This window comes from Clostridium sp. UMB9555A, assembly GCF_030222355.1.
Lineage (GTDB): Bacteria > Bacillota > Clostridia > Clostridiales > Clostridiaceae > Sarcina > Sarcina perfringens.
Genome location: NZ_JASORQ010000003.1, coordinates 334,553 through 358,551 on the forward strand (window position 1 = coordinate 334,553; position 23,999 = coordinate 358,551).

The window sequence follows — 23,999 nt, forward strand, 5'->3', positions numbered from 1 at the left end:
GTTGAAAAAGGAGGGATGATGTTGGAACTAATAAGCTTTTTTAATAAAAATTCATTTAATAAAGTTTCGTATAAAAAATTAACCAAAGAGAGATTGTCTCAAAACTTTGAACTATTAATAAAAGAAAATCTCACTTCTATGTATAGGGTAGCTAAAGGAATTTTAAAAGTTGAAGAAGATATTGAAGATGCTATTCAAACTACTATTTTAATAGCCTTTAATAAAATTAATACTCTAAAGGATGAAAGGTATTTTAAAACATGGTTAATAAGAATTTTAATAAATGAGTGTAATAAAATCTATAAGAAAAATAAAAACACTCCAAAGGAGTTAAGTTCTGAATTATATATAACTGAAAACTATGAAAATATAGATTTATATGATGCAATCAAATGTTTAAAAGAAGATTTAAGAGTAATAACAATACTTTTCTACTTCGAGGACATGTCTTATAAAGATATTTCAGTGGCACTAAATATAGCTGAAGGAACTGTAAAATCTAGACTTTTTAGAGCTAAAGAAGCTTTATATGAAATTCTTAAAGATAATATTTAAGGGGGATGTATTTATGATTGATGATTTTGATAGAAAACTTTTTGAAATGGCTAGAGAATCTAAAGTAAAAGAACCAAATGCTTTAAAATACAAAGTTGATTATACTTTTAAAAAACTTAAAAAAAATAAGTTTAACTTCAGACATTTAGGATCAATAGCTTCTATTTTAATCTTTTGTATTTTAAGTGTAGGAATTTACTTTCCAACGTATGCAATGAATATTCCTATCCTAGGTGATGTTGTAGAAATTTTAAGCAATAAATTCAATCTAAGTGGCTATGAAATAAATGCACAAAACCTAAACTATCAAGTTAGTAATGAGGACTATACCCTAACAATAGAAAGCGCTTATTATGATGGAATTGAAACAACATTTTTCTTTAAAATTAAAGGAAATGCAAAATTAAATAAATCTGGGCAATACTTCTTTGAAGCAAATTTTAAATATAATGAAGATATTTCCTATGAAGGTGGTCTTGAAAAAGGTGAATTTATAGATGATTACACTTTTGCTGGTATGATGACTTTCTATATAAATCCTTATAGTGGAAATAAGTTACCAGATAAATTTAACATTAAACTCAGTATTCCAAACATAATTGCAGATTCTGAAATACTTGCAGTTAATAGCGATACTTTAAATCTTTCTTTTGATATAACGGATTTAAATGTAAAAGAAACTAAAATTAATAAAGAAATACAGGCTAATAAGAACTCAATTTTAATATCCTCAGTAAAAAAATATCCTACCTCCATAGTTATTGACTATGATGAAAAATTTAATAATCCAGAAAACAAATTATCTTTTATACTTTGGCATGAAACTTTAGGTAAAATTAATTATTTACTTCCTAATACTCCTGGGAAATTATATATAGTTCCTAAAACTAGAAGTAAACTCAATGTAGATAACCTTATAAAAGAATCTATGCCTTTATCAATAGGAGAAACTAAAACTTTTGGAAAAGTTGGAAAAGTATCCATAGAAAATATAGAAACTAAAGATGGGAAAACTTATATATCAATAAGAAAAACAGATGATGTAGATTCTTATGATTTTAATATTATAAAAAAAGAAAATATTAATTCAAGACTTAATATGTATGAGTATGAAACAAAAGTTCTAGGCATACTAGATACTATAACAACATATGTTATACCAGACTTCACCGCTGATGCTGATTACCTTTTAGAATATGAGTATATTTCAAATGATGATATTGAAATATTATATGATCAAATAATAGAAATAAATTAATTCAAACTCATTTGTTTTTACTGAAACTTAACTTAATTTTTTTAAATTAATCAATTTAAATAGTTAGCTAAATTAACATTTAAACTAAATTAAGCCTATATTAAAAATAAAATTTTAATATAGGCTTAAATTCTTATTTAAAACTATTTTTTGCTGCATCTATAGATTCTTGAACTTTAACTCTAGCATCATATGCAGATTTTTCAATGTCTTTCATTGCACCAATAAACTCATCTTTAGGCATTGCTAATATTTTATTTCTGTTAGCGTCTAAATCACTTTTAACAGTGCTTATAGACATTTTTAAATTATCTATGCTTTCAACTATCTTTCTGTTGGCATCATTAACTTTTCCATCTGATGGAGAAACTTTGCTGTTAAGTTCATTTTTTAGATTTGTAAGTTCAGTATCTAGATTTTTATAATATTTTTCATACTCTTCATAAGTTGCTTGCTTAGTATCCTCTGTTACCTTTGAAAAATCATATTCTGTACCTAAATTTACATCACCAATATAAGTTTTTATTTTTTCTTCTAGCATTGTTTTATATTCTGCTGGAGTAGTTGCTGATAGTCCTGAGTTCTCTGTCATTTCATTAGTCTTTTTTGTACATCCAACCATACCTATAATTCCAAAGATCATTACTCCTACTAAAAGCCAAATTGCCTTTTTAAAATTTCTTGCCATATTAATACCTCCACTTAAAATAATATTTTTTCAAAATTATCTTCCCCATAAAAACAAATTAATATTATTCCATTTAGTAGGTATTTTTTTGCATAAAAAAACTTTTAAGTTTTTTAACAGCAAATTTAATATTCGCTGTTAAAATAATTACTTAAAAGATTTTAAAAACTCTGCTAGAAGTTGCCTGTTCTAAGCTCTTCAGCTATTTTTTCAATTTTTCTTAATCTATGATTTACTCCTGATTTTCCAACTGGTGGTTCAAGCATTTCACCAAGCTCCTTTAAGGATTCCTCAGGATAAGTTAATCTAAGCTCTGCAACTTCTCTTAAATTCTTAGGAAGCCTTGCAAGACCTATTTCCCTTTCTATAAGCTTTATACTCTCAACCTGTCTAACCGCTGCATTTACAGTCTTACTAAGGTTTGCAGTTTCACAGTTTACAAGTCTATTTACATTATTTCTCATCTCTTTCATGATTCTAATGTTTTCAAGTTCTAAAAGGGCAGTGTGAGCTCCTATTATATTTAATAAATCTACTATTTGCTCTCCCTCTTTTATATAAACTATGTAACTGTTTTTTCTTTGTATCACCTTAGCTTTTAACCCAAAAGTATTAATTAGCTTTCCTAAATCCTCTGCATATTCTTGAGAGTGAGTAACAAACTCTAAATGGTAAGTTTTTTCTGGATTACTTATACTTCCTCCACCAATGAAAGCTCCTCTAATATAAGCTTTTTTCTTTTCTTCTGTATCAACTAAATTCTCATCTATATGATAGTCTAGTGACATTATTCCATCTATCTCTCTTAATATACCTGTTATTTCAAGTAATTTTTTTACTCCCATTTCTTCGGTTACAACAACCATATAAATATTATTTTTCTTTAAGGAATTACTTTTTTTAACCATAAGCTTTGCATGTATGTCGAAGTAATCCTTTAATATAGTAAACATCAATCTTGCAGACGCAGGATTTTCTGTTGTCATTTTGAAGCTTATTTGTCTACCACTAAAAGCAAGTGTACCGCATACTTTCATGATAGCTGATATTTGAGCAAGAGCTTCCTCTTTTGATATATCAATATATCTACATATTTCTCCCTTTACTTTTGCTGAAAATGACATGATTGCTCCTTCCTATTTGAACCTTCTCTTTTCTTAATTCTTTGTGATAAATATATATACTCTAAAATTTTCTTTCTATCATATAATAAATGCTTTTCCATTACTGTTTCAATGAGAAGTTGTGCTAAATAATCCGAATTATGTCTTATATAATCCCCTTTAACCTTAGTTAAATCTCCATCAACAACACATAGTCCCATCTTTTTAAGCTTATTAATATCAAGTTCTACAAGCTCAGAATTTTTATCTAAATACTTTTCTTTTAATTCTTCTGAAATATCTTTAGAGTTTGCAATTATACAGTCTACCATATCTTTTCCACAATGATCTAATATAACTTGAACATGGTCAGATACCTTAAATCCATCAGTCTCACCTGGTTGAGTCATTATATTGCAATTATATATTTTAAATGCTTTACTTTTCTTTATAGCTTTACTTATATCTTTTACCAAAAGATTAGGTAATACACTAGTATATAAACTTCCTGGTCCTAAAACTATAGCATCAGCCTCTTCTATAGCCTCTAAAGCCCTGTCTAATGCCTTAGCATCCTCTGGTATTATCTTTAATTTTTTTATTGGACTACTTTGGTCTATTACTTCCTCTCCTATTAGAGATTCCCCTCTTACCCTATGTCCATTCATAAGTTCTGCTTCTAAAACCATATTTTCTAAAGTTACAGGTAAAACTTCACCCTTAACTGCAAGTACAGAACTCATTTTTTGGACAGCATCCTCAAAATTTTCAGATATTCCATCCATAGCCGCTAAAAATAAATTACCAAAACTTTGGCCCTTTAGTCTACCATCATTAAATCTATATTGCAATAATTCATTCATCAAAGGCTCAGTATTTGCTAGGGCTAAAATACAGTTTCTTATATCTCCAGGTGGTAGTATTCCTAAATCTTCTCTTAAAATACCAGATCCGCCCCCATCATCTCCAACTGTTACTATAGCCGTTACATTAGATGTATAGTGTTTTAATCCTCTAAGCATGGTGGAAAGGCCTGTCCCCCCACCTATAACAACAATCTTTGGCCCTTTAATTAAAAGTCTATCATCTTCTATTAGGTCTTCTAAATCATCTTCTTCAATAGATAAATTTATATATCCTTTATTAACTAATGAAACCACTGACTTCACGCACCAAACTATTGATTTATATCCTACTAACCCAGAAAAAATTATTAGTATTATAAATACAGCTTTATCATGAATGGTGGTTACATGCCTCTCATCAATTAACTTTGCAATGGCAACAGCCATAGTAATTATAGATGCTAAAGCCAAAAAAATGTATCTTTTAACTCTGATACCAGGCTTTAGCATTTTTTTCATCATCATAGTTTTCTATCTCCCCTATTTATATCCTCATTAATATCTCTATTTTCTAAAGTAACATGGAAGTTTTTAGCTAGAAGTTCTTTATATAAAGCATTAGCTATAGCTACTGATCTATGTCTTCCTCCTGTACACCCAATAGAGATAATAAGTTGTCTCTTTCCTTCTTTTATATAATTAGGGATTAAGAATTCTGCCATATCTGAAAGTCTTGATAAAAATCCTTTTGTTTCTTCTTGAGCAAGAACATAATTTTTAACTGGTTCATCTTCACCTGAAAATGGCTTTAATTCTGGAATATAAAATGGATTTGGTATAAATCTAACATCAAAAACTAAATCTGAATCTGATGGAATACCATACTTAAATCCAAAAGATAAAACAGTTATTGAAAGATTTTGCTCTACTGGCTTACCGTCTCCATATAAAAGATTTATTTTTTCTCTTAAATTTCTTATAGGATAATTTGAAGTGTCTACTATATTATCAGCTCTATCCTTAAGTTCTCTAAGTCTCATTCTTTCTTCACTTATACCAGTTATTATTCTTCCATCTGGTGAAAGCGGATGACTTCTTCTTGTTTCTTTAAATCTCTTAACTAAAACCTCATCAGAAGCCTCTAAGAATAAAATTTCGTAATTAAAATCATTAGCTTTTAAATACTCTATGCTTTCAAATAAATCATCAAAGAATATTCCGCCTCTTATATCTATTACTAATGCTATTTTATCTATTTTACCTTCACTTTGAACACAGGCCTCTGCAAACTTAGGTATTAACTTTGGAGGTAAGTTGTCTACGCAAAAGTATCCTAAATCTTCTAAACTTCTTGTTGCTTCTGTTTTTCCAGCCCCTGAAAGTCCAGTAACTATTACAAATCTCATATTATCATCTCCTATAAATCTATAATCTGTTTAATAACTTCAAAACATAAGAAATGCTTTAATCACTTAGTAATTAAAGCAAATAAACTAATTTCTTAAATAGATTATAACATAAAATAAGTCAATTATTACTTATTTTATAAGCCTCTAATCTTATATATTCTTCTATTTTCCCCTTAGGGAATTTTTATATTATAATACGGCTAAAAAAAGAGTATGCACCTGCATACTCCTTCTTACTAATCTCTACCAATTATTCTAACTTCAGTATGAAGTTCAACATCAAAATTTTCTTTAACTGTTTTTTGAACATGAGCTATAACATCTAAGACATCCTTAGCTGTAGCTCCACCTTTGTTTATTACAAAACCTGAATGCTTTTCTGAAACAGCAGCTCCTCCAATTGAGAAACCTTTTAATCCTGAATCTTGAATAAGTTTTCCAGCAAAATATCCTTCTGGTCTTTTAAATGTACTACCTGCTGATGGATATTCTAAAGGTTGCTTACTCTCTCTTCTGTTTGTAAGATCATCAATCTTATCTTTTATACTAGCATACTCTCCGCTTTCTAGTTCAACTGTAGCCTCTATAACTACATATCCTTTTTTCATAACTATTGAACTTCTATAACCAAGTTCTAATTCCTCTTTAGTTAAATTTTTAATATTACAATTTTCATCAATTACTCTAGCTGATTTTATTACATGTGCCATTTCTCCATCATAAGCTCCAGCATTCATAAATACTGCGCCTCCTATGCTTCCTGGTATTCCACATGCAAATTCAAAGCCTCTTAAGTTATTTTCTAAAGCAGCCTTTGATACATCTTTTAATAAAGCTCCACTCTGAGCTGTTACGCAATTTCCCTCTGTTGTGATCTTATTTAACTTATTAAATTTAATTACAACTCCAGAAATGCCCCCATCTTTAACTAAAATATTAGAACCGTTACCTAATATAAAATAAGGTACATTATATTCCCTACAAAGTTTTAAAGTATTAACTACTTGTTCTTCATTAACAGGAGTTACTAGTATATCTGCTGGTCCTCCTACTCTAAAATAAATATGTTCGCTCATTGGAGAATCCACAGTAATATCTTCTTCATTATAAAATTCACCTAATAATTTATAAAACTCCATGTATTGATTCATACCCAAACTCCTCAATTTTAAATTTAATATCCTAATTTAATAGTATAAATTAATTCTTGACATATTTTCAATATTTAGTACAAATTTTTTTTATTTTCCTATGCCATAATATTATATATATTATCCTAAGTCAATTTCTGTTAATAAAATTAACTTGAAAAATATTGTTTTATACTCTCTGCTGCTCTTTTGTCTATCCCTGGTGTATCTAATAATTCTTCCATAGATGCCTTTTTAATATTATCTATACTTCCAAACTTCATAAGAAGATTTCTTCTTCTCTTTTCCCCAATTCTAGGTATATCTTCTAATATGGAATGTAAGGTTCTTTTATCTCTTAAACTCCTGTGATATGTTATAGCATATCTATGAACCTCATCCTGAACTCTAGTTATTAGATTCATAAGCCCTGAGCCCCTTCTAATAAGGATTTCTTCGTTATTGAATATAATTCCTCTAGTCCTATGCTTATCGTCTTTAACAAGGCCACAGACAGGAATTTCTATGCCAAAGTCCTTTAGAACCTCTAAGGCTATGTTTACTTGCCCTTTCCCCCCATCCATCATTATCAAGTCTGGGAAAATACAAAACTTTCCCTTTGAGTATTCTAAATTTCTCTCTTTTATTTTATTTACTTCCTCTAATCCATGAGAAAATCTTCTACTTAATATTTCTCTCATACTTTCATAATCATTAGGACCTTTAACACTTTTTATCTTAAATCTCCTATAATCTGAATTTTTAGCTTTTCCATTTTCAAAAACCACCATGGTTCCTACTGAGTCTACACCCTGTATATTTGATATGTCATAAGCCTCTATTCTAGCAGGCAAAGAATCTAATCCTAAAACATCTGCAAGTTCAGTTAAGGCAGACTTATTTAACTCTTTTTCCTCAACCATTTTTTCTTTAAATTGATCAAGCATTATCTTAGCATTATTTCTAACCATATCTAAAAGATTCTTTTTATCCCCCTTCTTAGGGACCTTTATCCAAACCTTAGATCCTCTTTTTTCTGTAAGAAACTTTTCTATAAGCTCTTGATCCTCTATTTCCTCTGGCACATAAATTGTCTTAGGTATTTGCGCAGTTCCTCCATAAAAGGATGCTATAAAGGAACTTATTACCTCTTTAACTGGATCATCACCAATATTTTCAATCATAAAGTGCTCTCTACCTGTAACTTTTCCCTCTCTAACAAAGAAAACTTGAGCACATCCATCTTTTTCATCAGTATATAAGTCTATAAAGTCTTCGTCTCCTTCTTTTACAGTAAACATCTTTTGCTTTTCACTAATCAATTCTATGGCCAAAATTCTATCTCTAATTTTAGCTGCCTTTTCAAACTCTAATTCTTCTGCAGCTTTTTCCATTTCTAGTTTTAATTTTTTTATTATTGATGTATCTGTACCATTTAAAATGTTTATAATTTCATCTATCATTTCCCAGTACTCAGCCTTAGATACATAGCCAGCACAAGGAGCTTTACAAAGGTTAATATGATAATTCAAACATGCTCTCGTAGGCTCTCCACCTTCCACAATGGCCTTTTTACAGGTTCTTAAGGGGAATAACTTCTTTATAAGTCCCATAACCTCATAAACGGCTGTACCATTAGTATATGGTCCAAAATATCTATTTCCATCCTTAGCAAAATTCCTTGTAACATAAACCCTTGGGAAATCCTCATTAGTGGTTATTTTTATAAATGGATAAAACTTATCATCCTTTAAGGCTATGTTATATCTTGGACTGTATTTTTTAATAAGATTACATTCTAAAATTAATGCTTCCATTTCAGAATCTGTAACTATGTACTCAAATTCAGCTATATTCTTAACCATAGCTCTAACTTTTTCAGAGTGATTCTTAGAGTTTTGAAAATATTGCCTTACTCTATTTTTCAATACCTTTGCTTTTCCTACATAAATAACTTCTCCAAGAGAATTTTTCATTATATAAACTCCTGGTTTATCAGGCAATATCTTTAATTGGTGTTGAAAATCAAACATCATTATCACCTCGCATCTTTTATTATAAAACTTATTTTTATAAATTAAATAACATTTATGTAAAATCACTATAAATTAATACGCCCTAACATACTATTTCTCATAGTAATATTAGGGCGATTATTTTTTTATTAAGTATTTAGTTATATTCTATAATTATTTATTAAAATATGCTTGCATTACCCTAGCTGTAACAGGGGCTGCCACCTTTGAACCTGAGCCACCATTTTCAACTATTGTTGCAACAGCTATTTTAGGATCATCAGCTGGAGCAAAAGCTATTAACCATGCATGAGAATTTCCATCAGGAACCTGTGCTGTACCAGTCTTAGCTGCCACATTCATTCCTTTAAAATATCCCCAGTTATCATTTATTCTATCTTTTGCAACGCCTTGCATATATTCATTTATGATTTGAGCTTGTTCTTTGCTCATAACTGTATCTTTTTTAGTTGAGCTAAACTCTTTTACAGTATCCCCATCTTTATCCACAACTTTACTAACTATATAAGGTTCCATTCTAACCCCATTATTAGCTACTGTTGCTGCAACCATTGCCATTTCAATAGGACTTGATAAAACTTCCCCTTGACCTATAGCATCATAAGCTATAAGCCCTTTGTCAACAGTTTTTCTATCTGGGAAACTTCCAGAATAAGCTTTAAGATTTCCTAAATATAAATCTTTATTAAATCCATACTTTTCTGCTGTCTCTCTTAGTTTTTTGTTTCCAAGCTCTTCTCCAAGAATTCCTCCAAATACTACGTTACTTGAAACTGATAAAGCTTTTCTTAAGCTTATATTTCCATAAGCATTTCCATTTTCATTTGGTAAATCTTTTGTACCAACATTTATAGAACCAGTATCATTGAAAGTTCTTTCAGTTACCCCTGGAAGATTTTCTAAAGCAGATGTTAAAGTTACAACCTTAAATGTAGATCCTGGAGGATATTGACCATTTAAAGCTCTATCAACTAATATGGCATCTTTAGGATTTCCATTAGGGTTATTAGCAATTTCATATGTTTCTTTCATATTATTAGGATTAAATCCTGGCTTTGAAACACTTGCTAACACCGCTCCAGTCTTAGGATCTAAAGCAACTACAGCCCCTCTATTAGCTCCTAAAGCCGCATATGCTGCCTTCTGTAAATCAGTATCTAAAGTTGTTACAATACTATTTCCTACCTTTTTATCAATTTCATTTCTTTCTTTAAAATCTTTTTTAAAGTTAAATGATTTTAAGAAAGCTTTTAATGATACATTTTCATAAGTAGTTAACTCTTTTGAATATGCTCCTTCTAAACCTGCATTTCCATATATTCCACTAGCATATCCAATTGGATGAGAATATATTTCTCCATAAGGATATTCTCTTTTTTGAGTTAAATCACCACTTTTAGTACTTTTAGCTAGAACATTTCCATTTCTATCTTTTATTTCTCCTCTTATGACCTCGTTCTGAGCAGCCATAACAGCAGAGTTGCTATCCATCTCAGCTATCTTTGGAACTTGTATTAATTGGAAGTAAGCTATATAACTTATAAGCCCTACTAATAGCACTAAATAGACAAACATAACTTTTTTTATACTTCCTGATAAATCTTTTTTCTTTGCCATCTATCTTAGTCCCTCCTCTGAAATTTTCTGAAGTATTCCTAAGGCGATGAACACTGTAAGCATAGATGTTCCACCATAACTAACTAAAGGTAAAGTTATACCTGTTAATGGAATTACTGCAAATACTCCTCCTATAATTACTAAAACTTGAGCAACTATAAGTGTACTAAATCCAACAGCATTTAATTGTGAAAATGGATCATCTGTATTTAATGCCGCTCTTATTCCTCTATAGAATAATAAGAAATATAATAATAGTAATCCTATACCAAAAACAAGACCTAACTCTTGTGCTATTAATGTAAATATGAAATCCGTAGATGCAAAAGGTACTAATTTAGGATAACCATTATAAAGCCCTGTCCCAAACATTCCACCTAAAGACATGGCATAAAATCCTTGAACTATCTGATAACTTTCATTGCTAGCATATTTCCAAACATCTTTCCAAATCATTACTCTTTTTTTAACATGGCTAAACAAGAAATAACTTACTGTTCCACCTAGTGAAAATAATACTAATCCAGTACCAACATACTTCCAATTACAAGTAGCTATGTAAAGCATAGTTATAGATACAAAGAAGAACATAAGAGCTGATCCTAAGTCTTTTTGTAAAACCATAAATCCTAAAGAGTACATTACAACTAATGCAGGCTCTAAAAGTTGTTTAAATTCATATTTTATATTATCTTTCTTTTCATACTTCATTAAAGCAGATGCTAAATAAAGTATTAAAAATATTTTACCTATTTCAGAAGGTTGAAAACCAAAGCTACCTATATAAACCCAGTTTTTTGAACCATTTACAGTTTTACCAATAATCATAGCCATAGCCATAAAAATTAAAGTACCACCCATATAAATATACTTATACTTAGCAAAACTTTTTAAATCTGGCATAACTATTACAATTCCCATATAAAGGGCTATTCCTAAACTAAACCAAACTAATTGCTTAATTGCTAATTTAGGATCTAATCTATAAAGAACTGCTATTCCAACTACAGCTAAAACCGATGCAAAAATAAGCATATATTTATCCCCATCAGGATAAAACTTTCTTATTATAAAATGTGAAAAACCAATAATAATTATTAATATACCTGCTATTATAAAGGCCATTTTGTCTATAGGGGTTTGCTTAACAGCTATATTAGTAAATAAGGCTAAGCATAAAAGATAGACTAATAGCAACATCCTTTTTTCATACTTTAAAGTAGTATTCATATTATCACCTCTTTTATCCTATAACCTTAAATACGGTGCTTCCCATTCTTATTTGATCATTTACTTTTAATCTCACTCTTCCCTCTACTTTTGAGTCATTTATAAATGTACCATTTGTACTTGCTAAATCTTCTAAATAAAAATCATTGTTTTTAACATAAATTTTAGCATGATATGATGATACAAACTGATCATTTAGCACAATTGAATTATCTTCTCTTCGACCAATAGATATAGTACTCGTCACTGGTATAACCGAGCCAATGCCTAGAGTTCCATTAGAGATTGTCTTTAAGACTTCTAATCCATGTGCTTTCTTTCCAGGGGCTTTCTTCTTTTTCCCGCCTTTAACATCTTTATACATTATCTTTAATGCATAATAAATTATGGAATATAGTATTACTATAAATATTATTCCAAAAACCCATGTCATTAGTTTCGAAAACATCACTTCACCTCTACATATTTTATATTTCTTTTATATTTTACTTTATTTAATAACTTGATTATACAATAAAAGATTACAATTTCATAATCATAATTAAAATCCCTAATTATTATATCATCTAAAAAAGGGAAAATTATGATATTTATATTTTAATTTTACTTCTTTTTATATTTTTCTAACATTATTTTAATTTTATAACCATTAACTTACTAACTTAATATAATATCTATCAATAAAAGATAGCTATCAGAATTTATAGCCATAAATTCTGGTAGCTATTTAGATTAATCTATTCTTAAATAATATATTTACTTTTTAAAATTATATTCCTTATTAAAGATATTTCTTTAAATATTTACCTGTATAAGATTCCTTAACCTCTGTTATTTTCTCAGGAGTTCCTGTGGCAATAATAGTTCCACCTTTATCTCCGCCTTCTGGACCTAAATCAACTATATAATCTGCACATTTAATCATATCTAAATTATGCTCAATTACTATTACTGTATTTCCTCCATCAACTAATCTTTGAAGTATTTTTACAAGTCTATTTACATCATGTATATGAAGGCCTGTTGTAGGTTCATCTAAGATATATAAGGTTTTTCCTGTACTTCTCTTAGATAATTCATAGGCTAATTTAATTCTTTGAGCTTCTCCACCTGATAATTGAGTTGAAGGTTGACCTAATCTTATATATCCTAAACCAACATCCATTAAGGTTTGAAGCTTATTTTTTATTCTTGGAATATTTTCAAAGAACTCTAAAGCTTCCTCAACAGTCATGTTTAATACATCAGCTATATTTTTACCTTTGTATTTAACTTCTAAGGTCTCTCTATTATATCTTTTTCCCTTACAAACTTCACATGGAACATAAACATCAGATAAAAACTGCATTTCTATTTTTATTATTCCATCTCCACTACAAGCTTCACATCTTCCACCTTTTACATTGAAAGAAAATCTTCCTGGTTTATACCCTCTCATTTTAGCTTCTTGAGTTTGTGAGAAAAGCTCTCTTATTATATCAAAGGTTCCAGTATAGGTAGCTGGGTTACTTCTTGGAGTTCTTCCTATAGGACTTTGATCTATATCAATAATCTTATCAATATTTTCATAGCCTGTTATTTCTTTAAACTTTCCTGGTAAATCCTTAGCTTTATTTACGATTTTATTTAATCCTTTATAAAGAATTTCATTAACTAAAGTACTCTTTCCTGATCCTGAAACTCCAGTAACCATAGTTAAAGTTCCTAAAGGAAATTTAGCAGTAACATTTTTTAAGTTATTTTCCTTAGCACCCTTAACTGTTATGAAATTTCCATTGCCTTTTCTTCTTTCCTCTGGAAGCTCAACCTTTTTAGCCCCAGTTAAATACTTACCAGTTAAGGAATTTTCATTTGACATTATTTCATCTAAAGTTCCTGAGGCAACTATCTCTCCACCATGTTCTCCAGCTCCTGGCCCTATATCAACTATGTAATCTGCTTCTCTCATAGTATCTTCATCATGTTCTACTACTATAAGGGTATTTCCCACATCTCTAAGTTGTTTTAATGTTGATATAAGTCTATCATTATCCCTTTGATGTAATCCTATTGAAGGCTCATCTAATATATATAATACTCCCATAAGTTGAGATCCTATTTGAGTAGCCAGTCTTATTCTCTGAGCTTCTCCCCCAGATAAAGTTCCTGCTTTTCTAGCTAAGTCTAAGTAATCTAAGCCAACATTTATTAAGAAACTTAATCTAGATTGAATCTCCTTTATAATTTGACTACTTATTATCTTATCCTTTTCTGAGAAATCTATGGAGTTTATAAAATCTAACTCTTCTCTTATAGCCATACTTGTGAATTCAAATATATTTTTTCCTCCCACTGTAACGGCTAAAGCTTCTGGCTTAAGCCTTGCACCCTTACATTTAGGACATGGATTATCACTCATATATTTTTCTATTTCAGCCTTCATGGTATCTGAGTTAGTTTCCATATATCTTCTTCTTAAATTGTTTATTTCTCCCTCAAAGGAATGATTATATACAGCCGTTACATTTTCTTTTGTATATGTAACCTTTAACTTTTCTGGCTCTCCATACATTAAAACCTCTTGAACCTTCTTAGGTAAATCCTTATATGGAGTGTCTAAATCAAAGTTGTACTTTTCCATTAAAGCTTTAAGAACGCAATAAGTCCAAGATTCTTCCTTCATTCTTGAGTCTCCCCAAGTAGAAATAGCTCCTCCTCTTATGCTTAAATCCTTATTAGGAACCACTAAATCCTCATCAATCTCCATTAAAGTTCCTAATCCATCACATCTTTCACACTTTCCAAAGGGCGAGTTAAATGAGAACATTCTTGGTGCAAGTTCATCTATGCTTATACCACAGTCAGCACAAGCAAAATGTTCACTATAAAGTCTATCTTCCTCCCCTATTATATTGACTAAAACTAATCCTTCAGCCATTTTAAGAGATGTTTCTATAGAATCTGTTAATCTACCTTCTATTCCGTCCTTAACAATTATTCTGTCAACTACAGCTTCTATATTATGCTTTATATTCTTTTCAAGTTTTATCTCATCCTCTGTTAAATCATAAATTTCTCCATCTATTCTAGCCCTAACAAAACCTTGCTTCTTAATATTTTCAAGAACTTTTTCATGAGTTCCTTTTCTTCCTCTTATTATTGGAGCCAAGATCATTATTTTACTTCTCTCTGGCAATTCCATAATTTGATCTACTATTTGATCCACAGATTGTTGAGTGATTTCTTTTCCACACTTAGGACAATGAGGTACTCCCACTCTTGCATATAATAATCTTAAATAATCGTATATCTCTGTTACTGTACCTACAGTAGATCTTGGATTCCTAGAAGTTGTCTTTTGGTCAATAGATATAGCAGGTGAAAGTCCTTCTATGGACTCAACATCTGGTTTATCCATCTGTCCTAAGAATTGTCTTGCATAAGATGATAAAGATTCTACATATCTTCTTTGTCCTTCTGCATAGATTGTATCAAAAGCTAAAGAACTTTTACCTGAACCTGAAAGTCCTGTAAAAACAATAAGCTTATCTCTAGGAATTTCTAAACTTACATTTTTTAAATTATGTACTTTTGCTCCTTTTACTATTATCTTATCCTTCATAAAAATCTCCTTAATAAACATATAAACTTTAGTAAGACTATAAGCCTACCAATTAAACCCTATCTTTATTTACTATTTGTTATGTAAATCTCTAATCAAAGCAGTAATATAACTTTAATAAGTATAATTTATTTAGTTTTACATGAAAAATTATTTAAGTCATTTCATTATATTATTACCAGATTAGTCTCTTCTAAAACCAAACATAAGTTCGCATAATAATATTTTAATTCTCTCTCATTTATATGTCAAACTCTTTTTTTATAATAATTATTATCCTTAAATTATTTTCTAAATTTTCAGATAATTCAGAATACTTTTTAGTATTTTTTCATATTATATAGTAATAAAACCTTTAAAAGCCATCTCATTTAGGCATTAATATTAAGTTTTATTTTGTTTTAATAAAATACTCCTCCAAAACAAAAAACTATTAATGCCTAAATTAATATGAAACCACTTATATAGCTTTATAGGAGGATTATTATGAGGGAATCTGGTGAATGTATGATTAAGGTTTGTACAATAAATGATGATTTTATAAGTTGTAATGCCATAAAATCCAATATACCTTTTAATGTAAGTGAAAGATTGATTGAACTTTATTTAGATTGGGATTACAAGAAAGAACCTCTTTATAACTATCTAAATAATCAATGTGACTTATATCCTTTTATTACTCTTTATGTTGAAAATTATTTTAAAGACATAATAGAATTGTTTAAAATCAAGAATATTCAAAGTACTAAGAATATCTATTATGATTTTTTAGACAACCTTTCCTCTAAAATTCCATGCGAAAATATTATTGATATAAATGAATGGAATAATTCATATTACTCATATAGTTTTAAGGAAGATGAGGATTTATTTTTTGAAATAAGTACTATTTAAAAAACAAAGAGTGGTTAGCATCAATTTGCTTACCACTCTTTTATAGAATTTAAAGTATTAAGGCAATTTTATTGTTAATTCAGTAAACATTTTACTTACACCTATTAACAAATTTATTTTATCATGTATACTATATGTATAGTTATGACATATGTCTTATAATATTTGCTTTTATAGGAGGTAGGCCATTGATATTGGTAAAAAATGAAGAAAAACTACTTGAATTAATAAATAAATACGAACTTAATTCCATATTTTCACAAGAAATTATGCCTTTTTTAGAACTTCATATGTTTAAAAAAAATGAGCATATATGCTTTATGAATGAAGAACTTAACTACTTTTACTTTTTTGTTCATGGCAAAGCAAAGGTATACAAAACCTTGCCTAATGGGAAGTCTTTACTTTTAGAATTTTACGAACCTGTCCAATTAATAGGTGATTTAGAGGTAATATCTAAAATAAAGGCAAACTGTAATGTTAAAGCATTAAAATCTAGTCTTTGTATAGCTATTCCTATACAAGCCGTAAATTCAATAGCTCTTAAAGACCTTAATTTTCTTATGTACATAACTAAAAACCTTTCAAGCAAACTTGCAAAATGCTCTGTAACAAGTTCCATAACTATTACTTATCCACTTGAAACCAAACTTGCTAGTTATCTTTTAGCAATGAATAGTAAGCATATAATTAGAATTGATAATTATTCAAACTTAGCAGATTTATTAGGTACAAGTTATCGTCATTTAAACAGAGTTTTAAATAAATTAATTGAAAAAGGAATAATCCTAAAAGATAAAAATGAAATAAAAATTATTAATAAAGAAGAGTTAGAAAATATTTGTGTAGACTTAAATTAACCATAATAAAGCTAAAAGAACCCATTTATATTTAGATAATAACTATTTATCAAAATATAAATGGGTTCTTCTTTTTTATACTGTTTTGTTAATTTTTTTAATTTTAATTTTTAATCTATACTTATTAACTATAAAACTTGCTATAAATAATACTATTGATACTATTAGATTATTTAAAAATCCAGATATATTAAATCCAATAGTAAATATATCGGCTATATATACTATAAATACATTTACTAGAAAAAGAAATATTCCAAAAGTAAGAACTGTAATTGGCAAAGATATAATTTGAAGAATAGGTCTTAAAATAAACCCTAGTATAGTAAAAATTGCTGAAAATAGAACTATATTTAGCACACTTTTTGCTTCTCCAAGATTAAAAAGGTAAATTAATATCAATACAACCATTAGGTTAATAAAAAAATTACTAATTATTCTCCTCATTTTTCCTCCTATACTAGTTTAATCTTTATACTTATATTTTCTTTTCCTAAACTCAAATCAAGAATTTCACTTTCTTCACACTCTCTAAATTCCTTTAATGCTTCTAAACCACCATATAGATAATTAATATAATTTTCTAATTTTCTTAACCTAAATATCCACTTTAGAAAACTTAATAAATCTATAATATCATTTAATATAAGATTAATCACAGCAATAGGAAGGCTAATTCTTAACCAGTTAATACTAGGTAAACTTATTTTTATATAAACAAAATTTTTCTTAGTCCACATAAATTTTTACTATAACTTTTCCATCATCTTTATCGTTTATATCAACATTACAAATAGTTGGATCATCTAATTCACCATTTTCAATTTCTTCAATTACTTTTTTAAAGTCAATATCCTTTAAATTAACTCCACCTTTTTCAATATTATTCATAGCATCTTCTGGTATAAATTTAGTAAATCCACTAGCAACCTTTATTAAACTTAGAGGAATACTTAAATTAACTTTTACTTCCTCATTTTCAACTTCAACTTTAACTTTAAGTGTTTTATATATCTTTTTCTTTATAATAAACTCTTCTTTATTTTCCCCTAAGGCATTTAATAACTCCATTCCCTCTTCTGGACTAATCTTACCTTCACTTATCATCTCTAATATTTTTTTCTTTTCATCCATAAAAATTCTCCCCCTTTATTTTAATTTCTCTAATTCCTTTAAAGCTTCACTAGATGTTATTTCTCCTCTATCTAGCTTTCCAAGTATAATCCCCCTCTCCCTTTTTTTATCCTTTTTTTCATCTTCTAATTCTTTATCTTCAAACCCTAAAGCTGTTATTAGTTGGTTTAATCTACTCTTTACAGTGGGATAGGATATATCTAGTTCTTTTTCTATTTCTTTTATACTTCCTTTGCACTTAACAAATATCTTTAGAAAATATTGCTCTTCTGGAGTTAAATTACAAAAATCACAGCCCTTAAATTCACCTTCAATTTTAGTTTTACATTTTTCACATTCTAATTTAACTATTTTTAATTCACTATTACACACTGGACATTTGCTTGGTCTTACGTATCTCAAAAAAGCACCTCCTTTTATATACATTATACTATCTTAAATTAATAAAAATCAATATATAAATTAATTTTATTAATTTATATATTGATTTATTTAATATTATTATTAATTATTTTAAGTTTTATTTTATTTGTTTAAAATAAACATTAATTTTTATTGCAATAATAATTCATTGCCTCACTTAAAAAGTTAGTAAATCCTTCTCCATATTTATCTATATTCTTAGTAAATCTTTCATCATAGATATACATATCTGCAAGCCCTTTAAATATCTCAATACTACATTTGTAGAAATTTTTACTTATAAGCATTCTCCACTGATGAACTAAACTCTGAACCTCTTCATCTGAAACCTCTCTATCCATGAGTTCTGCTAAACTTTTATATAAATCATCTATTTCTCCCATTATATTATTCCAGTCTTCTTTTGAATATTTACTTGTTTTTTCCTTTGACTCCTTATAAGCATCACTTTTTCCATACTTATTTTCTACTTCTTCCTCATAAAGTTTATTGTGTTTTTCTATATCAAATCCTTCAAACATACCTTTTTTATTCATTATAAATTCCCCTTCCATATCTTTAATTGTATTTTCTATGGTCTCAACTATTTTATTTAATCTATTTCTCTTATCTATTATGAATTGTTTTTGTCTCCTTAAAGTTTCCTTTAAATCTAAATTTTCATCACTTAAAATTTCTTTTATTTCTTTTAAAGAAAAATCCAATTCACGGTAAATTAATATCTGTTGAATAAGCTTTAGATCATTATCCTTATATAATCTATATCCAGCTTCACTTATAGCTGTAGGTCTTAAAAGTCCTATTTTATCATAATGATGTAGCATTCTAACTGAGATTCCTGTTAATTCTGAAACTTCCTTAACTCTATACATATAACCACCTCCTGGAATTTATATTACTCCCTAACATAATGTTAGAGTCAAGGAGAAAATATTAATATATTTTAAAATAAAAAGGTTACACTCACTTAATATGAATGTAACCTCTTAACTAAGTTAATATACTTTCTATTTTTTAAATACTATTACCCACTTATTTCTATGTCTTTAGTTAAATTAACTACCCAAACCTTTGATAAAACTCTAGGTAATCCAAAGATGGCTTTAACTATTTCTTCTGAATAAGTAAATAATACTAACATATATATTGGAAAGCCATTTATTGCTCCAAAGAATGTTAATGGTATTGATACAAGCCACATACAGCCAAATTCTAGTGCAAAGGCATACTTTGTATCCCCTCCACTTCTTAATATTCCTACAATGACAAGAATATTAAATGATTTTAAGCCCATTAGAACTCCCATTATTACAAAAATTTTAGTTAAATCTCCAGCCATAGTTGAAGATGTACTATAAACTTTAAGTAATATTGGAATACTTAATATTAACATTCCTCCTAAAATACTTCCCACAACAAAAACTATCTTAGAAAACTTATTAGAATAATCTATAGCTCTATCAGTATTATCTGCACCAAGCTCATTTCCAAGCATAATAGCTGCTCCAGTAGCAATACACATAGCTAACATTATAAATAAATTAGCTGTGCTAGTTGCAATCTGACTTGCTGCTATTGCTGATGTGCCAACCATTGCATAAGCTACAGAGTATGAAACTGATCCAATAGCCCAAGCGAAGTCATTTATAAATATAGGCATTCCCTTAGACATATAAACTTTGAAAAAGTCTTTATTTATTCCTTTAATATCATTAATATTAAACTTAATTATATAATCTTTATCTTTTAAAATAACATATCCAACTAGTAATAAGCATTCTATTATTCTGGCAAATACAGTAGAGATAGCTGCTCCCTTAACACCTAACTCTGGGAATATACCTATTCCAAATATTAAGCAATAATTAAATATAATATTTATAATAAGAGAAGCTCCACTACAAAACATTCCTAGTTTAGGATTTCTCACAGCCCTAGCCCCTGCACTTATTACCATGCTCAAGGCTGTTAAAGGATATGAAATCGCAATAACAACTAAATAACTCTTACAAAGTTCAACTACTTTTGGGTCAGTAGAAAAGATTCCTATTATAAGCTCTGGAAAGAAAAAGGCTAAAACAAAGAATATAAAACTAAATCCTACACATAAAATAGTACTTAGTCCCATAACTTTCTTTATACTTTTTCTATCATTACTCCCATAAAATTGAGATATGAAAAGTCCTGTAGCTCCTGTTAATCCTATTAATCCCATATTAAATAAGAAAAATACCTGATTAGCTACTCCAACAGCTGCTATAGATTCCTCACCTAAACTACTTATCATAACTGTATCAATTACATTTACAGAAGTTGATATAAAGTTTTGAACTATTATTGGAATACATAAAACTAATAATACCTTGTAAAATTCTCTATCTTTACCTACTAGCTTCTTTTTTAGAAATAAAGTTACTCCTAATATAATCAAAGCTGTAACAAAGAAATAGACTCCAAAATACATTGGTGAAAGTCTAAACAAAAAATCTCCCCCTAATTCATATATTTTATTTAAAAAAATTTATCTAATAACTAAAGAAATCATTAGATAAAAACACTATATCATAATAACATGATTCTTAATAAGAAATAAGTCTCAGTAAAAATTATTCAATATAAAAATATAAAGTGCTACATGTAAATCCTCCTCCAGCTTTTAAAATCTCTGAATAATCTAAATAAAACACTTCAAAATCAGCATTTTTTAACATATCAAACACTGTTTTATTTGAAGTCAATATTCTTCCATCACCTAAGGCTACTATATTAGCTCCTAGTTCTTCAGATGTCTTTTTATCAATGTTATAACAAGTTTTTATTCTCTTTTTAATTTTATCTTTATCATATAAGTAATCACTAATTATGCATTGATCCTTACCTAATATATTAAAAACACAATCTAAATGAAGCATCTTTTCCTTATTAAAATTTATTTCTATAATTTCATATCCCATATTATATTCATTTATATATTCTTTTAGTTCCTTAATCGCTTCTAAGCTAGTTCTTTCGCTTAATCCTATAAAGATGTAATTTTCATATACTATTACATCTCCACCTTCTATTTTATTCTCCATTCTATATACTTTTAAGTTATGATTTTTTATGTACTTTTCTAAGGCTTTAGTTTCTTCTATTCTCTCTTTATTGCTCATCTTAGAAATGAACAATATATCACCTATAACAAAACCTACATCCCTTGTAAAAACTTGATTCTCTCCATATATAGGCTCTAAAAGTTGAACTTTAACCCCTTCTCTGCTAATTAAATTTATAAAATTATTGTATTGTTCATACATTAAAGGATAATTTATTTGTACCTTCCCTTTAACTTTAAAATTACAAGGAGAACACACTATTACAGTTTTAAGTTTTCCATATCCCTTATTATTTCTTATTTCCATACTTTCACCTCATTTTATACAAAATACTTATTCCTTATTATTTGAAAATTATCATTCATATATCCTAATAATCTATCTTTTGTTTATTAAATATTTTGTAATAAATCTAGGTTAGTATATTTCTATAATAAGTTATATTTAATTAGAATTTTCTCTACTAAGGCTATTTAAAATCATTCCAAAAACAACTAATACTATTCCAATTACTCCAAACACCCCTGGTACTCTATCATTAAGTATAAAAATCCCACCTAAGGCCGTAAATATTACTTCTCCAGACTGAGTTGATTCTATTACTGCAAGTTTATATGCATCCTTACTTACAATATCAGTTGCCTTAAAAAATAATATTGTAGCAATAACCCCTGAAAAAATAGCTACTAAAAATGTTTGAAAAATTTGTTGTGTACTAGGAAAACCAACTGATGATATTCCATATATGGATAATATAATCCAAAAAGGCATGCTACATAAAGTCATTCCAAAAACTCTTTGAATAGTATTAAGATCCTCACTACAAAATTCCATCATTTTACGATTTCCAAGAGGATAAGAAAATGCTGCTATAATGACAGGTATTATTACTAAAAAACTTTTTAAGAAAGAAATATGTTCTGCTTCTCCAAAAAGCATTAGAAATATTCCTATTAAAATTATTGAAGATATTATTAAAGTTTTTTTGGGGATTTTATTTCTTACTTTAACTATTCCACTTTCAGTTTCTATGTATTTAAAAAATAACGGAGACATAAGTGCTCCTGCAATTATAGTTATTTGCCAAGTTCCTGCGACAAGCCAAGATGCACCATATTCTGATGCAAAACTTAATGGTGCATAAAACAATCCAAATCCTACTGTGCTCCAAAGAATCCATTTAATAGGACTATTTTTTATACTTTTTAAAACATCAATTAATTGATTCTTTGTAAGTACAATAAAAAATAAAATAGGCAACATAAAAATATAACGTAAAGATGAACTCCAAATCCAACTTCCTCCTGAAATATTCATGTTTCTATTTAATATAAAAGTGAATGAAAAAAAGAACGCCGATCCTATTCCATATGTAAGTGCTTTTTTCAAAATTACTCCTCCTAACAAATATCGTATAATATAACATATTTAATATGTTATATTGTATGATATGTAATTTACAAAAGCAACATAATATTATAGAATTATATATATTAATGAAAGATATAAGCCTTAAAACATAAGGAGTTTTGTAATGGAAGATTTGAATTTAATTATAGGTAATAGACTAAAAACTATAAGAAATAATAGAAATTTAAGTTTAAGTGAAGTTTCTGAAATAACAGGGGTTAGTAAGGCCATGTTAGGTCAAATAGAGAGAGGGCAATCAAACCCAACAGTTTCAACCTTATGGAAAATTGCTAATGGATTAAAAGTATCTTTTTCAATGTTTATTGATGAAAATAAAGAAGATTTAAAAGTAATATATCAAAGAGATATTACTCCAATAATAGAGGATGATAATAAAATGAAATTATATCCTATTTTCCCCTTTGATCCTAAAGAGGGATTTGAAGTCTTTACTATAGAACTAGAACCTGGATGTAATCACATATCAAAACCTCATAATGATGGCGTTGAAGAATATATCATAGTTACAGAAGGAGAACTTGAAATTGAAATAGATACTGAGACTTTTGTTCTTCAAAAGGAACATTCAATTAGATTTATGGCTAATAAAAACCATGTCTATAAAAATACAAGTAAAAACAAAGCTGTGTTTCAAAATATAATACTTTATAATAAATAAGGAACTATAAAAAATATATAGTTCCTCTT

General features: G+C 28.3%; 23 protein-coding genes. 5 read left to right on the forward strand and 18 right to left on the reverse strand.

What is annotated here, in order from left to right:
• The first annotated feature begins 18 nt into the window (after positions 1-18).
• Both QP548_RS11495 and QP548_RS11500 read left to right on the forward strand, forming a co-directional pair.
• Positions 19-555 (forward strand): RNA polymerase sigma factor, encoded by a 537-nt coding sequence (locus QP548_RS11495; RefSeq protein ID WP_081109927.1) that lies wholly within the window; start codon positions 19-21, stop codon positions 553-555.
• A gap of 13 nt (positions 556-568) precedes the next feature.
• Entirely contained in the window at positions 569-1,813 is a 1,245-nt protein-coding gene (locus QP548_RS11500) for a DUF4179 domain-containing protein (protein ID WP_061429411.1), read from the forward strand.
• 133 nt (positions 1,814-1,946) lie between these two features.
• On the opposite strand, the gene QP548_RS11505 is transcribed toward QP548_RS11500, so the two are convergent.
• From QP548_RS11505 to uvrA, 10 genes are all read right to left on the reverse strand, one after another.
• Positions 1,947-2,501, reverse strand: a complete 555-nt coding sequence (locus QP548_RS11505; protein WP_061426272.1) for a hypothetical protein — start codon at positions 2,499-2,501, stop codon at positions 1,947-1,949.
• Between the two features lie 173 nt (positions 2,502-2,674).
• The gene (gene whiA, locus QP548_RS11510; RefSeq protein ID WP_003457993.1) at positions 2,675-3,625 is read right to left on the reverse strand and encodes a DNA-binding protein WhiA; all 951 of its coding nucleotides are present in this window, start codon (positions 3,623-3,625) and stop codon (positions 2,675-2,677) included.
• Complete coding sequence (locus QP548_RS11515) at positions 3,604-4,974, reverse strand: gluconeogenesis factor YvcK family protein (RefSeq protein WP_060796200.1); 1,371 nt, start codon at positions 4,972-4,974, stop codon at positions 3,604-3,606. Before QP548_RS11515 ends, whiA begins: the two co-directional genes overlap by 22 nt.
• A complete protein-coding gene (gene rapZ, locus QP548_RS11520; RefSeq protein WP_061426271.1) occupies positions 4,971-5,855 on the reverse strand; it encodes an RNase adapter RapZ in 885 nt (294 codons plus the stop codon). Before rapZ ends, QP548_RS11515 begins: the two co-directional genes overlap by 4 nt.
• Before the next feature lie 239 nt (positions 5,856-6,094).
• Complete coding sequence (murB, locus tag QP548_RS11525) at positions 6,095-7,009, reverse strand: UDP-N-acetylmuramate dehydrogenase (protein WP_003457971.1); 915 nt, start codon at positions 7,007-7,009, stop codon at positions 6,095-6,097.
• A gap of 149 nt (positions 7,010-7,158) precedes the next feature.
• Positions 7,159-9,021 (reverse strand): excinuclease ABC subunit UvrC, encoded by a 1,863-nt coding sequence (gene uvrC, locus QP548_RS11530; protein WP_061426270.1) that lies wholly within the window; start codon positions 9,019-9,021, stop codon positions 7,159-7,161.
• Positions 9,022-9,177: 156 nt separating this feature from the next.
• On the reverse strand, positions 9,178-10,641 hold the full coding sequence (locus tag QP548_RS11535; protein ID WP_061426269.1) for a peptidoglycan D,D-transpeptidase FtsI family protein: 1,464 nt from the start codon (positions 10,639-10,641) through the stop codon (positions 9,178-9,180).
• On the reverse strand, positions 10,642-11,871 hold the full coding sequence (locus tag QP548_RS11540; RefSeq protein WP_003457997.1) for an FtsW/RodA/SpoVE family cell cycle protein: 1,230 nt from the start codon (positions 11,869-11,871) through the stop codon (positions 10,642-10,644).
• Positions 11,872-11,884: 13 nt separating this feature from the next.
• A complete protein-coding gene (locus QP548_RS11545) occupies positions 11,885-12,319 on the reverse strand; it encodes an FHA domain-containing protein (RefSeq protein ID WP_003473867.1) in 435 nt (144 codons plus the stop codon).
• A 333-nt stretch (positions 12,320-12,652) separates the two neighbouring features.
• The gene (uvrA, locus tag QP548_RS11550) at positions 12,653-15,472 is read right to left on the reverse strand and encodes an excinuclease ABC subunit UvrA (protein ID WP_061426268.1); all 2,820 of its coding nucleotides are present in this window, start codon (positions 15,470-15,472) and stop codon (positions 12,653-12,655) included.
• Positions 15,473-15,958: 486 nt separating this feature from the next.
• Here uvrA and QP548_RS11555 point away from each other — a divergent pair, with 486 nt between their 5' ends.
• Together QP548_RS11555 and QP548_RS11560 are read left to right on the forward strand one after the other, a co-directional pair.
• A complete protein-coding gene (locus tag QP548_RS11555; protein WP_061426267.1) occupies positions 15,959-16,366 on the forward strand; it encodes a hypothetical protein in 408 nt (135 codons plus the stop codon).
• Positions 16,367-16,554: 188 nt separating this feature from the next.
• Complete coding sequence (locus tag QP548_RS11560) at positions 16,555-17,226, forward strand: cyclic nucleotide-binding domain-containing protein (protein ID WP_061426266.1); 672 nt, start codon at positions 16,555-16,557, stop codon at positions 17,224-17,226.
• A 75-nt stretch (positions 17,227-17,301) separates the two neighbouring features.
• Here QP548_RS11560 and QP548_RS11565 read toward each other — a convergent pair whose 3' ends face one another.
• From QP548_RS11565 to QP548_RS11600, 8 genes are all read right to left on the reverse strand, one after another.
• Positions 17,302-17,673, reverse strand: coding sequence for a phage holin family protein (locus QP548_RS11565; RefSeq protein ID WP_061426265.1), 372 nt, complete (start codon positions 17,671-17,673; stop codon positions 17,302-17,304).
• A gap of 8 nt (positions 17,674-17,681) precedes the next feature.
• Entirely contained in the window at positions 17,682-17,966 is a 285-nt protein-coding gene (locus tag QP548_RS11570; RefSeq protein ID WP_061426264.1) for a hypothetical protein, read from the reverse strand.
• Complete coding sequence (locus QP548_RS11575; protein WP_061426263.1) at positions 17,956-18,360, reverse strand: SHOCT-like domain-containing protein; 405 nt, start codon at positions 18,358-18,360, stop codon at positions 17,956-17,958. Before QP548_RS11575 ends, QP548_RS11570 begins: the two co-directional genes overlap by 11 nt.
• Positions 18,361-18,375: 15 nt before the next feature.
• Positions 18,376-18,762, reverse strand: a complete 387-nt coding sequence (locus QP548_RS11580) for a DUF2089 domain-containing protein (protein ID WP_061426262.1) — start codon at positions 18,760-18,762, stop codon at positions 18,376-18,378.
• 143 nt (positions 18,763-18,905) lie between these two features.
• A complete protein-coding gene (locus tag QP548_RS11585; protein WP_061426261.1) occupies positions 18,906-19,655 on the reverse strand; it encodes a MerR family transcriptional regulator in 750 nt (249 codons plus the stop codon).
• A gap of 152 nt (positions 19,656-19,807) precedes the next feature.
• A complete protein-coding gene (locus QP548_RS11590; RefSeq protein ID WP_061426260.1) occupies positions 19,808-21,265 on the reverse strand; it encodes an MATE family efflux transporter in 1,458 nt (485 codons plus the stop codon).
• A 124-nt stretch (positions 21,266-21,389) separates the two neighbouring features.
• A complete protein-coding gene (locus QP548_RS11595; protein ID WP_061426259.1) occupies positions 21,390-22,187 on the reverse strand; it encodes a dimethylarginine dimethylaminohydrolase family protein in 798 nt (265 codons plus the stop codon).
• A gap of 138 nt (positions 22,188-22,325) precedes the next feature.
• Positions 22,326-23,270 carry a multidrug resistance efflux transporter family protein gene (locus QP548_RS11600; protein ID WP_061426258.1) on the reverse strand — a complete coding sequence of 315 codons (945 nt, stop codon included), beginning with the start codon at positions 23,268-23,270 and terminating at the stop codon, positions 22,326-22,328.
• A 145-nt stretch (positions 23,271-23,415) separates the two neighbouring features.
• Between QP548_RS11600 and QP548_RS11605 the strand changes: the two genes are divergently transcribed.
• A complete protein-coding gene (locus QP548_RS11605; protein ID WP_061426257.1) occupies positions 23,416-23,970 on the forward strand; it encodes a helix-turn-helix domain-containing protein in 555 nt (184 codons plus the stop codon).
• The last annotated feature ends 29 nt before the right edge of the window (positions 23,971-23,999 follow it).